This window comes from Flavobacterium sp. KBS0721, from assembly GCF_002007065.3.
GTDB classification, from domain to species: Bacteria; Bacteroidota; Bacteroidia; order Flavobacteriales; family Flavobacteriaceae; genus Flavobacterium; species Flavobacterium piscis.
The window spans coordinates 815,392-828,572 of sequence record NZ_CP042170.1; the positions used below are offsets into that span (position 1 = coordinate 815,392).

Below are 13,181 nucleotides of genomic sequence, written 5' to 3' on the forward strand. Positions count from 1 at the left end.
TGATAGCAGCAATATCCAAATTTATAAAAATAAACATCTCGTTTAACCCTTTTGCGTGAGGGATAGAGCTAAGCTACCGCAGTAGCAGTGATAGCCCGACCGTATTTGCGAAAGGCGCACATAAGCGGTTTGTTAAGTAGCGCCTTTTGTAAATACGGTCACGCCCAAATGTCACACAAAAATATTATTTACTCACCTTATAAACTTCATTTGCCGTAATCATTTCCCAATTATCGGTTCTGAAAGGCGATGCGGGGAATTTTTCTTTATTGAAAAGATTGATTTCGGTATCGTCGTCTGCCCAACCATAGTGGACAGCCACAGGATTTTTTACTTCGTCGCTGGAAACGATGATTTTGTTGCCTTTTATTATCGCTTTCGCGGAATGAAAAACTTTGTCGGGACCTGCAATTTCGAATCCTTTTACGTTTTCTGAATGATCCGGAGTTGATAATCCTGAACCGATATTATCGAATGTCAAGATGATTTGATTTCCTTTTATTTCCTGAGATTTAAAAGTTGGTCCGCTATAGATTTGCTTTTTGCCGTACACATTATTCAGTGCAATTGCGGCCAAACGTAAGCCGACATCTTGTTTGTTTGTGGGGTGAATGTCTTTTGCATTACCAATATCTGTGGTAACGACCATTCCGGTATTTTTTAATTTTAAAGTTTCGGCTTGTGCTTCACGAAGTTCTGCCCAACGGCTTCCTACTTTACTGTTTCCTTTGAATTCATCAAAAGTGGATAATTGAACGAAGTAGAAAGGAAAATCGCCTTGCTTGAATTTTGTTCGCCAATCGTTGATCATTAGCGGAAATGCTTTTTTGTATTGTTTTGCGCGCCAAACATTGGCTTCGCCCTGATACCATAAAACGCCCTGAAACGCATACGGAACCAACGGATTGACCATTGCATTGTATAATAACGATGGATAACTGTTGGGTGAAACGGCAATTTTTACCTGCACAACATTGAATTTCCAAAGTCCTTCGAGTGGAATATTTTTGTCTTTAAACTGAATTTTAAGATCGGCAGGATCGCCATAAATTCCGCCGCCGCCTGAATAATCTGCAATGCGAACTGAGATTACATTTTTTCCTTCTTTTAGAGTTCCTGCGGGAATTTTATAAACTCTTAAGGTTTCCCAAATTTTATTGGTTCCAACTTCAACGCCGTTTACATAGGTAATATCTTCGTCGTCTACTTTTGAAAGATGTAAAACAGCTTCACTTTTGGCTTGTTCTGCCGTTAAGGTAATTGTTTTTCGCATCCAGACTACGCCATCAATATTGCCTATTTGCTGGTTTTCCCATAAGGACGGTACTTTTATTTCTGGCCAGTTTTTATCATCAAAACTGAATGCTGCAAACTGGTTTTCGTTTTCCATTGAAACATCAAAACCTTGTATTTTCCTAATATTCTCTAGAAGTGTTCTTTTATAGACTTCAAAAACGGCGTCCATATCAACCTGAGGAACATCTGCAATCATGCTTTTAAAATCATCGCTTTTTTCGAATGCTTCACGGCTTGTCCATGTTTCTACATTGGTTCCGCCCCAGGAAGTATTGATGATTCCGATTGGGATTTTAAGTTCTGCATATAATTTTTTAGCAAAAAAGAAACCCGCCGCTGTAAAATCGCGAATGTTTTCTTTGTTGGCAACAAGCCATTTTCCTGCTTTAAGATCTTCTTTTGGAGTTCCGCTTAAATCCTGCGCCACTCCAAAATGACGAATCATCGGATAATCAGAATCTGCCATTTCTTTCTCAGCGTTCATGGCTTTATACATCTGAAATTCCATGTTCGATTGTCCGCTGCAAATCCAGACTTCACCGACCAAAACATTTTTGATGATGATTTTATTTTTTCCTGTAATGGATAATTCAAAAGGTCCTCCGGCTTTTTCGGCAGATAATGTAATCATCCATTTTCCGTTTTTATCTGCTTGGATGGTTTTGGTTTGTTTGTTAAAATGAACTTCTACTTTTTCGTTTGGTTCTGCCCAACCCCAAACCGGAATTTCTTTATTGCGCTGCAACACCATTCCGTCGGAAAACAACAATGGCATTCTAACATTGGCGTTTGCCAGGATGCTGCACATTATAAAAAGAAAGATTATGTTTTTCTTCATTGTTTTTTTGTTTAAACCATATAAGTGATATAAGATAATTTAAGTTTTAGATGCGGATTGTGCCTATATTTTCTTATATCACTTATATGATGAATCTATTGTTTTTATTTTAATTAAATGCAAAAACGATATAGTTTGTCATTTCGATCTAAGGAGAAATCACACAAGAAACTCCGCAAAAATTGGCGACATTCATTGTCGATCACCTAGTGTGATTTCTCCCTTCGGTCGAAATGACAAAATTGTGCATAATCAGAATCTGAACTTGAACTTTTAAATCAAACTTAAATTATCTTTTATCCCTTACATAGTAAATAGATTTTTTACTGTAATCCTTCGATCATTGCATTCAAAGCCTGAGTGTCAGAAACTGTATTGTTGGCTCTGTTAATGATTCCGAAACTGTTGTCACCAAGACTTCCTTCATCCCAATAAAATGGTAACAGACCATTTGCTTTGGCTGTTTTTACCACTGTTTTTAAATAATAAGCCCTTGAAGCCAAATGTAAAGTTAAGGCATCTCCGCTTAAAGTCGTTCTGCGAATGGCACCAAATTCTCCTAATAAAACCGGAATTCCTTTATCAACAAACTGGTTTTTCATTAATTTAAAGTTTTTCTCTAAATCTGCTTCTTCACCCCAATTTGCATTTCGATCTGTATCTGTCGTTGAGTGATAAGCTGCTCCCCAATAGTAAAACATTTTTCCCCAGGTTTCGTCTTTGGTTAATCCGGCGAAATTCCATGGTGTATAATAATGTACTTCGACCATCATGCGATTTGCTGCCGCATCTGTTGGCAGGCTGGTCATTAACTTATTTGTTTTTTCGATATCTGTTGTTGGGCCCTGAACTACTAATGTTCTGTAAGCATTTTTACCTCCAGTTGAACGAACAGCATCAATAAAAGTTTGGTGATAAGATGTTAAAATTGCCATTTGTGCTGCATCTTCAACCGCCGGCTCATTGGCACTGGCAAAAAGCAAATGCTCATCGAATCCGCGTAATTGCGTTGCAATTTGTTCCCAGAATGCTTTTTGTTTGGCGTTGTTTTCTACTTTTTTGGCTTCGGTAATATTGTTTTCTAACCAGCCACCGTCCCAGTGAATGTTTACTACCACATACATATTATTGTCTACACAATACTGCACGACTTCTTTTACGCGGTTTAGCCAATCTGCTTTAATTTTGGCTGTAGCCGAATTTTCTAAATACTGATTCCATGAACACGGAATTCTAATGGCATTAAATCCGCTTGCTTTTACAGCATCGATTAAGGCTTTTGTAACTTTTGGATTTCCCCAGGCGGTTTCTCCGTTAGTCGCTTCTAAAGTGTTCCCAATATTCCAGCCCAGTTTTATTTTTGCGGCTAATTGAACTGCGGTACTTGACATTCCTGAAGCATCAGCTGCAATTGGGTTGGTGTTGTAACTTGGGTACAAACCTGTAACAGGATTTCCTGCTGCTTGCGACACTGCAATCTGAATTGATGGAGCTTCGCCTGAACTTACTGTTAAGGTTGCTGTTCTTGCCTCTGTTGTTGTGTTTTCTAAAGCCGTTACTTTTACGATAACTGTTCCTTTAACTCCTGATGACTGGCTTAACTGTAGCCAGTTTGCATTAGTACTTGTAATTGTCCAGGCCTGTACATTGGCATTAACTTTTACTATAGCTTCACTGCCTTTACCTAAAAAGTCAATTTTATTGGTATCTGCACTCAGCATTTTTTCTACAGTTGCCGGATCTGCTGCGTCTTTGTCTGAACTGCAAGCCCAGATCGTTAAAAACGACAAACTCAACATGGCACTAAACAGGTAACTCTTAATAGTATTTTTCATTTGGTTTGGTTTAATAGTTAGTTCTAAGTTTTATTCAGGCAACTTCATTTTATTTATTAAAATAACTGTTGTGCGTAATACATAAAAATTTAATTACAACCTACAGATTAAAATAATGCTCTTTAATAAAAATTAAAGAGCATTAGTATTTCAAGTATTATTGGATTGTTACCTGAATTTCTTTTTTAATATCTCTAGAAGAAGTTCCTAGTTTGATCGTATATTTTCCAGGTTCAACTGTCCATTTTTTGGATGCAACATCGTAGTAAGCCAATTCTTTTACGGGTACTTTGATCGTTACTTTTTCTGAACCTCCCGCTTTTACAGCTGCTTTTTTGAAACCTTTTAATTCCTGAGCTGCACGGGTAATTTTAGAATCAGATTTAGAAGTATATAATTGTACCACTTCTTTTCCGTCTACTTTTCCAGTGTTTTTAACGTCAACAGTAACTTCAATTACATCGTTTTGAGCGTAAGATTCTTTATTTGCTTTTGCATTATCAAGCGCAAAAGTGGTGTACGACAATCCGTATCCGAAAGGATATAATGGCGCAACATTTTTAGTATCAAACCAACGGTATCCGATCAAAATTCCTTCTGCATAATTTACTGTTTTGTCTCCAGGGAAACTGTTTGTTGCATGTGCTGGAGAATCTTTTAGTTGTTTAGGCATTGTCCAAGGTAATTTTCCTGACGGATTTACTTTTCCTAAAATAACATCTGCCAAAGCATTTCCACCTTCAGAACCATTGAACCAGCTCCAAACTAACGCAGAAGATTTTTGGCTTACTTCATTAATATCAAATGGAGCTCCCGCAATCATTACTACAATAGTTTTTGGATTGGCTGCCGTTACTTTTCTGATTAATTCTTCTTGTCCAAAAGGCAAATGTAAATCTCTACGGTCTGAAGCTTCTGTTTCGTAATCACGGTTTGAACCCGCAAAAATGATCGCAACATCTGAATTTTTAGCTGCTTCTACTGCTTCCTGAACTTTAGCGTCATCCAATTTGTCGATTGTAACTGGTCCTGTAGAAGTAATATTTCCTAAGTTTCCTTTGTTTTTTTCGTCGTAACGCTCTAAATAGCCTTCTGCGTAATTGATTTTAATTGAAGAAGGCAATCTGTTTTTAAGACCTTCTAAAGGTGTAACTTCTCTTTTTGTTTTCACTCCAGCTCCAAATCCGCCAAGAGCGTTTTTCTTTATAGCATTGTTTCCAATTACAGCAATCGATTTTACACCGTCTAATTTTAATGGTAAAGCATTGTTATCGTTTTTCAACAATACAATTGCTTCTGCCGCAATTTTGTAAGCATCCTGGTAATGTGCTTCTGTTGCGATGCTTCCTTTTGCACGCTCGCCTCCACCCATTGCTTTAACCTGGAATAAAACTCTTAAAATACGTTTTACATGCAGATCAATTTCTTTTTCTGAAACTTCTCCAGATTTAACGGCTGCAATTAATTTATCGGCTAAGAAAAATTCGTTGAATGGTTTTGGTGTTCCCATTTCAATATCTAAACCATTTTTTAGTGCTTTTGCTGTAGAATGCACCGCAGCCCAGTCTGAAACTACTACACCTTTAAATCCCCATTCGTCACGAAGAATTTTATTCAGCATATAATCGTTTTCACATAAATATTCGCCTCTAAATTTATTGTAAGCTCCCATAATACTGTAGGCTTTTGCTTCTTTTACCGAAGCTTCAAAAGCGGGAAGATAAATTTCACGAAGTGTACGCTCATCAATTTGTACATCGACAAAATCACGATTGGTTTCCTGATTGTTTGCTGCATAATGTTTTACGCAAGCCATTACATCTTTTTCTTGTAAACCAACAATCAATGGCACCGAAAGTTTTTTATTCAAAAAAGGGTCTTCAGACATGTATTCGTAAGTTCTTCCTCCAAGCGGTGTTCTTACCATATTGATGGCTGGCGAAAGTAACATGTCTTTGTCTCTTGCACGTAATTCTTCTCCTAAACTAGCTCCAAAAGTATGCGCCATTTCTGCATTCCAAGTTGCAGCCAAAGCGCCTCCTGCTGGATAATACGTTGCAAAGTCGTTTGTTAAACCTGCCGGAGCCCAATTGTCGCGTGAAATTTCTTCACGAACTCCCAACGGACCGTCGGCCATTTTTAATTCTGGAATTCCTAAACGTTTTACGCCTGCGTTTGCAAACATACTGTTCCCGTGCAGCATTCCTATTTTTTCTTCCAATGTCATCTGCGAAATCAATTTGTCGATTTCAGCATCATGATCTGTGCTTATTTCTTTTCCTGTGTATTCTTCTGTCTGTTCCGAATCCGAATTTGAAGCTTCTGTCTTTGCATCATTTTTACAAGAAGTAAACAATGCAAAAACAACTGCTGCCGAAAGGAATATCATTTTGTTTTTCATAGATAGTTAGGTGTTTTAGATTTAAAGATTCTCAGCCTCACAAATAATCTTTAAATACCGTTAATATTATTTTTTATGTTTGTGGTTTATTGTTTAATCAGATTGAGAAAAAAAACATCATTTTCATTGATTTTAAATTCTCTGCTGAAAGTTCCTTTTCCGTCAATCGTAATTTTTTCTGTTGCAATTGGTGCGCCGTTGTTTTTTTCTTTTAATGAATTAACCTGCTGACGTGTTAACTGACTTGGTTTATTCATTGCCAAATAATCTGCATAAACGTCGTTTGATTTATATCCTACTTTGTAAATTTCTAGCAGATATTTTCCTTTCTGCATTCCGTTGACTTCAACTTTTACTTTTCCTTTTTCTTTTGATGGAAGATCCTGAACATAATAAGTTTGGTTCCAAACTTTATCTCCCGGATGTGTATTGGTAAAATCCCATAGCAAAACCTGAACATCACCTTTTGCATTTTTGGAAGTCCACGACGCTTTATCTGAATTTTGAAGTTCTGTTTCTCCTAATTTATTCATTAAATAATAAGAGAAATAGGCCGGCTTTTTAATTCCTTGCGTATTCAACAATCCGAAACCACCGTGAAAAGGTGTAAATCTTGGCCCTGGTTCTTCAAAAATATCAGTAAAAACCCAATATGACATGGAGTTTGCATCATTGCCTACTTGCTTCAATTTCTGCAGAATATAAGCTGCCGAATGATAACTGTCGTGAATAGGATCTGCTGGAGTATAAGATGAACTCCATTCTGTATAATGCAATTCTAAATTTGGTTTAGCCGAATTAGTAATCTGCTTACGCGAATTACTAACATCTCCGTTGACACTATTGATGTCTGGGCTCAAAACTGTTCCAGAAGTTCCGAATTCGTCCAAATATCCTTGATTAACACCATAAGTATGAGTCGAAATAAAATCTAAAGGCACATTATTTTTCACACAAAAATCAATTGTTTCCGGCACCCATCCTGCACCTGCTGTTGCTGGTCCGCCAACTTTGTATGATGGATTTACAGCTTTTATTCCGCGTGCTGCGTATTCGTATAATTTGAAATAATCTGCCTGAGTTCCTGTCCAAAAACCCGGAGTTAAATTGGGTTCGTTCCAGACTTCAAAATACCATGTTTTTACTTCCTCATCTCCGTAACGTTCCTTAAAATGTGCGGTTAGATTTTTAATTAAATCTTCCCATTTTTTATAATCTTTTGGAGGTGTTACATTTCCTTTCCACCAAAAAATAGTTTCTTTTCCGCTTGCTAAAGCATTAGGCATAAAACCTAGTTCTACAAAGGGTTTCATTTTCAAACTCACAATATAATCAAACAAAACGTCTATATATTGGTAATTGTATTCCGGATTTCCTTTGCTATCTTCACGATAAACGGCCATATCATCAGACAATAAACCATGAAAACGGATGTATTTAAAATCGCATTCTTTTTTTACCAATGCCAATTGCTGCTGCCAGTCAGCTCTCAAACCTTCGTTTGCTCTTCCGGCACCAATGCATTCTTTAAACATTTTGTTTAATTTTCCTGCTTCTTTTTTATAATCAACTTTTATGATTCGATTTTCATTTTGTCCAAATAAATGGATTGAACTAAATAAAAATGTTGCTATGATTAAAAGTTTTTTCATCTGAAAATGGTTTTTTTATTTTTTGCCACTCCCGATAGTTATCGGGATAACAGGATTCTAAGGATTTTTTACTTTTCTCTCGCAGATTTAGCAGATTAGGGAGATTTAAATCTTTTTAAACTGTGTCTATATTTTATTTATACAGATTGGAATAAAAAATCTGCATTATTTGCTAAATCTGCGAGAACATAAAAATCATTTTAATCATTTAATCTGTGGCTAAATATTTATTTTCTAATTATATGTTAGACGCACTGCTGTGCGTATCTACAATTATATGTAATTGTTGCGTTACGAAACCAGATAGGTTGTAAAAAACCTGTCTGGTTTATACCTAACGATTAACTTTTAACATCTAACCTCTAACCCAAATTACAGCTTTTTAAATCTTACTGCTCCACCGCCTGCTCCGCCTAATTTTAGATTTAGAACATCTGAAGCTTTTACTGTTTTCTTAGAAATGGCAACTGCTTCTGGATTGTGTGTTTGATCTGTTCCTTCGGCATCCACATAAATTTGTGCTTCGTAAGTTGCGTTTGGATCTAAGAATGATAATGAAATTGCTACATTTCTAGGTTTTTCATTCGTAAGAGTTCCCAAATACCAGTCTGCGCTGTTTCTGTCTTTTCTTGCTGTTGTGATATATTCACCAATTTTTCCTTCTAAGATTTTAGTGTCTTCCCAATCTGTCGGAACATCTTTTAAGAATTGTAAAGCTGGTTTTCCTTCGTAATTTTCCGGAAGATCGGCCAACATCTGGATTGGTGCATAAATCGTAACATACAGTGCCAATTGCTGACCAACTGTTCCCTGAATTCTTTTTCCAGGATAACCTTGTTTTACCTCAACATCAAAAATTCCAGGTGTAAAATCCATTGGTCCGGAAAGTAATCTTGTGAATGGAATAATAGTTAAATGGTTTGGTGGATTTCCTTCGCTCCAAGCGTTATATTCTTGTCCACGCGCTGCCTCTCTCGAAACCATGTTTGGAAAAGTTCTGCGTTCTCCTGTATCTTTTATCGATTCGTGGTATAAAACAGCTAGATCGTATTGTGCTGCTTTTTCTAAAATGTATCTGAAATAATTCACTCCAAATTGTCCAAAGTGCATTTGTTTCATATTCAATTTGGAACCCACGTGACCGATTTTTACAGTATGAATTCCTAGTTTCTTGTATAAAGCAAAACCTTCATCAACTTCTTTTAAATAGTTAATTAAGTTCGAACCTGTTTCGTGATATCCGATTAGTTCGATGTTCTTTTTCTTTCCGTATTCCACTACTTTTTCAAGGTCGAAATTGTCAGCGCTTTTCGTGAAGCTGAACATGTGCATACGGTTTTCGTACCAGCCCGGCGTCCATCCTTTGTTCCATCCTTCGATCAATAAATGATGAAAGCCTTCTTTTGCTGTAAAATCAATATATTCTTCAGCATGTTTGGTCGTTGCACCTTGTTTGTCGCTTTCCCAGAAAGTATATTTCCCGATGTGCATTCCCCACCAAATTCCTAAATATTTATAAGGTTTGAAATAACTTGCTGTATTTTTTAATTTGTTTGGTTCGTTTAGGTTTAAAACCAAATAAGAAGTAATCAATTCTCCTGGATTTTCTCCAATTTGAAGCGTTCTCCAAGAAGAAGTAAACGTATCTTTTACGCGAACTTTTACTCCGTCAGGCCACGGCACTAAATCCGATTTTAATTCGGTTCCTTTTGTGTTTACCAAAGTCATACTCGCAAAATCAATCAGATTTGCCTCGTGAAAACTTAGAGCCAATCCGCTTTTACTTTCAATTGTTAATGGAGTTAAAACGGTGTCCAAGGTACTTACCGGAGCATCTTTGAAAAGATATTCGTCGCGGTTTTCTCTGTTTGCCGGAATCCACCATGCTTTTCCGTCTTCTTTTAGATTGAAAGTTGTTTTTTCATCCGTAATAAAAATACTGTCTTTTACATTTTGCTTTGGATACACATATCTAAAAGCAATTCCGTCATCAAACGCACGAAACTGAATTTGTAATTTACGTTTGTTTCCTGTTTTTTGCTGTAAATCAACTACAAGCTGATTGTAATTGTTTCTGATGTTTTTCTTTTCTCCCCAAACTTGTTCCCAAGTTTCGTCAAAAGTTGAAGTTTTGGCACCTTTAATTTCAAAATTTGAGCTTAAATCTTCATTTCCTTTCAGCAAAAATCCCATATCTGACGGAGAAATCACTTCGGTTTTTCCGTGAGAAACTGCGTATTTTGGAGCATTTTTTACCAGCTCAAATTTGATTTTGTTTTTTCCGTTTGGCGATGCCAGTTCGTAAGCGTTTTTGTTTTTCTGACTGTAGCCAATTGCTACTGAAAACAATACGGCTGGGAGAATTAGATAGTTTTTCATGTTTTTTGAATTATTTTTTTGGCCACAGATTTAAAGGATTAGAAAGGATTTTTATTTTTTTCTCTCGCAGATCTAGCAGATTGAGCTGATTTTAAATAACACAAAAATCTGCCTGATCTGCTAAATCTGCGAGAGTAATAATCTTTTTTAATCCTTTAATCTGTGGTTATATTTTTTTGCCACTAATTACACAAATTATCACAAATTTAATTCGTGGAAATTCGTGGCTGACTTTTTATTTTATCCACTCTGTTTTAAAAGTGGTTTTTCCGTTTAATGGATTTGCAGCTACGTCAAAATTGTTTCCGTTTTTGGTTACTTTTATTTCTTGTACTGCATCACCGTCCGGTAAAAATACTTTGGCTGTCGCCGATGTTGTTTTGTCACTTGCATATACTTTAAGTGTCAATTTACTCCAATCCATGTCTTTTGTAGATTGTGCTAAAGCGATGTGGGGCAAAGCTGTTCCGTCTTTTACTAACACTACAATTGGTATTTCTCCGGCTTTGATTTTATGCCATCCTGATTGGTAAACTTTTTTGGTTTGGTAATCAATCCAAGTTCCTTCCGGAAGGTAAACATCTCTTTCTTCAACTTCTTCAAAAAGCGGTGCAACCAACATGCTTGATCCAAATAAATATTCATTATCAACTAACCATGCTCCCGGATCATTTGGATATTCTACAAATAAAGCACGCATCATTGGCAATCCTTTTTGAGAACTTTCTTTTGCCTGAGCGTAGATGTATGGCATTAATTCGTAACGCATGTTATCTGCTTTTCTAAATCCTTCCAGGAAATCTTTGCTGTACAACCAAGGTTCGCGAGGCGGTTCTCCGTGGCTTCTTACGTGAGAAGTTAACATTCCGAAAGGTGTCCATCTTCTGTATAAATTCTCCGGAGATTTAGTAGCAAATCCACCAACGTCATGACTCCAGAAACTGAATCCGCTAAGACCTAAAGAAAGTCCACCGCGCAATTCTGCAGACATTGCTCCGTTTGTGGTTTCAGAATCTCCTCCCCAATGTAAAGGATAACGCTGACTTCCTGCCCAAGTACTTCTCGCCCAGATTAAAGTATATCCTTTTTCTTTTTGAGTGATTTCTGCAACAGCTTTATTGTATCGTAATGGATATAAATTGTGTTCGTAGAAACCAGTTCTTCCCGAATGGTAAATTCCGTCCGGTGGTGCAGCTTCTCCAAAATCTACTTTGAAAACCGCAACTCCTTCATCAAATAATTTTTTCAACTTCGCTTGATACCAAGTCACCGTTTCTGGATTTGAGAAATCTAAAACTGCATCTTCATAAGGAAGGTTTCCTTTTCTGTCTCTTACTGCTAAGTTTTTATCCATTATTTCAGGAAACAAAGTATTCTTTGGCGTGAAATAAGGCAATTGCCATAAACAAACCTGGAAACCATCTTTCTTTAAATCAGACATCATTTTTGTAGCATCCGGGAAACGAGATTTTGCAAACTCATAGTTGTTTCTCCAATCTACATCAAACCAGCCTGTATCAAAATGAATAACATCGGTTGGAATTTTATATTTACGCAAATCTTTTGCTACTTCGCGTCCTTCTTTTTCAGAGAAATACGTAATACGGCTCATCCAGAATCCGAAAGACCAAAGCGGCGGCATGGCAGCTTTTCCGGTTAAATTGGTGTACTGATCTAAAACGTCTTTTGGTTCTCCGATGAAGAAAAACAAATCGGCTTCGTCATCGCCAATGTACATTTCGTTTGCACTTGAGAAATATTTCCCGAAGTCAACCGTAATTGGTGTTGAATGGTGCATGAAAACTCCGTAACCACGACTGCTCATATAAAATGGAATCGGTTTGTACATCGTTTCATTTTGGATTCCGTTTGCGTCATCTGCCCATAAAACTACTTTTTGACCGCGTTTGTTTAATTGTGTGAATGATTCACCACATCCAAATATTTTTTCGTCCGGTTCTAAACTGAAAGCTGCGCCCATACTTCTGGAATAATCGCTGTTTCTGCGAACATAAGAAAACGGAAGTGTTGGCGTATACGTGTTTTTAAAATCGGTATCGTGAAGTGTACTGGTCAGCAATTTTCCTTTTTCATCGTAGATTTTTACGTGCCAGGGTTTTGTCAGGATTTCAACTCTTCCATGTTTACTTGTATAACTGTGACCGCCTTCAATTTTAGAATATTTCCATAATTCAGGATGATTTGGCGCAACGCCGTCAATCAGCATTAAAGATTCCTTTTGCGGATGAAATTGCGGTCCAGATGTCGTTTTGATACGAACTGTTCGATCAGAAACAAACTGAATTTCGAATGGTAAAACAGGAGATTCTTCGTATTCTGTTGTTGGAAATTCGTTTGCTTTTTCAACGTCTGGCTTCATCATCATATTGTTGAAAGCCTGACGCGTTTTATAATTGTATCTCAAATATTTTATAGTTCCTTTTCCTGTTGCAGGATCAAAAGAAGCTAATTCATCGGCAAAATAAAAGGTATTCAGATAATTCTGAAAATCTTTACTGATGTCTATTGGTGCATTTAGTACGTCTGCATTTTGGATTTGAGCACTAGCATTTGGAACTGCCAAAAATCCAAACATAAACGCAGAAAGCAATGTGGTTAATTTTGAGTTTTTCATTGGTTACTTTTTATTTTTTTTTGCCACAGATTAAAAGGATTCGAAAGGATTTTTTTTCTTTTTTCTTTTCTCTCGCAGATTTAGCAGATTATGCAGATTTAAATCTTTTTAATCATTTTATCTGTTGCTATCTTTTTACAGAGAT

6 protein-coding genes are annotated in these 13,181 nt (G+C 36.7%); all 6 read right to left on the reverse strand.

Going from position 1 to position 13,181, the window contains the following annotated elements:
- Nucleotides 1-184: 184 nt before the first annotated feature.
- Complete coding sequence (locus tag B0M43_RS03840) at nucleotides 185-2,134, reverse strand: sialate O-acetylesterase (protein ID WP_078006783.1); 1,950 nt, start codon at nucleotides 2,132-2,134, stop codon at nucleotides 185-187.
- Between the two features lie 323 nt (nucleotides 2,135-2,457).
- Nucleotides 2,458-3,969 (reverse strand): cellulase family glycosylhydrolase, encoded by a 1,512-nt coding sequence (locus tag B0M43_RS03845; RefSeq protein ID WP_078006782.1) that lies wholly within the window; start codon nucleotides 3,967-3,969, stop codon nucleotides 2,458-2,460.
- A gap of 157 nt (nucleotides 3,970-4,126) precedes the next feature.
- Nucleotides 4,127-6,370, reverse strand: a complete 2,244-nt coding sequence (locus tag B0M43_RS03850; RefSeq protein ID WP_078006781.1) for a glycoside hydrolase family 3 C-terminal domain-containing protein — start codon at nucleotides 6,368-6,370, stop codon at nucleotides 4,127-4,129.
- 86 nt (nucleotides 6,371-6,456) lie between these two features.
- Nucleotides 6,457-8,022: a glycoside hydrolase gene (locus B0M43_RS03855; RefSeq protein WP_078006780.1), complete on the reverse strand. Its 1,566-nt coding sequence runs from the start codon at nucleotides 8,020-8,022 to the stop codon at nucleotides 6,457-6,459.
- A gap of 372 nt (nucleotides 8,023-8,394) precedes the next feature.
- A complete protein-coding gene (locus tag B0M43_RS03860) occupies nucleotides 8,395-10,401 on the reverse strand; it encodes a glycoside hydrolase family 97 protein (protein WP_078006779.1) in 2,007 nt (668 codons plus the stop codon).
- 235 nt (nucleotides 10,402-10,636) lie between these two features.
- Nucleotides 10,637-13,036, reverse strand: a complete 2,400-nt coding sequence (locus B0M43_RS03865) for an alpha-xylosidase (protein ID WP_078006778.1) — start codon at nucleotides 13,034-13,036, stop codon at nucleotides 10,637-10,639.
- Nucleotides 13,037-13,181 lie beyond the last annotated feature (145 nt).

Coding starts and splice junctions, on each gene's coding strand:
- B0M43_RS03840 (WP_078006783.1), bottom strand. CDS start 2,134: ATGAAGAAAAACATAATCTTTCTTTTTATAATGTGCAGCATCCTGGCA.
- B0M43_RS03860 (WP_078006779.1), bottom strand. CDS start 10,401: ATGAAAAACTATCTAATTCTCCCAGCCGTATTGTTTTCAGTAGCAATT.
- B0M43_RS03850 (WP_078006781.1), bottom strand. CDS start 6,370: ATGAAAAACAAAATGATATTCCTTTCGGCAGCAGTTGTTTTTGCATTG.
- B0M43_RS03865 (WP_078006778.1), bottom strand. CDS start 13,036: ATGAAAAACTCAAAATTAACCACATTGCTTTCTGCGTTTATGTTTGGA.
- B0M43_RS03845 (WP_078006782.1), bottom strand. CDS start 3,969: ATGAAAAATACTATTAAGAGTTACCTGTTTAGTGCCATGTTGAGTTTG.
- B0M43_RS03855 (WP_078006780.1), bottom strand. CDS start 8,022: ATGAAAAAACTTTTAATCATAGCAACATTTTTATTTAGTTCAATCCAT.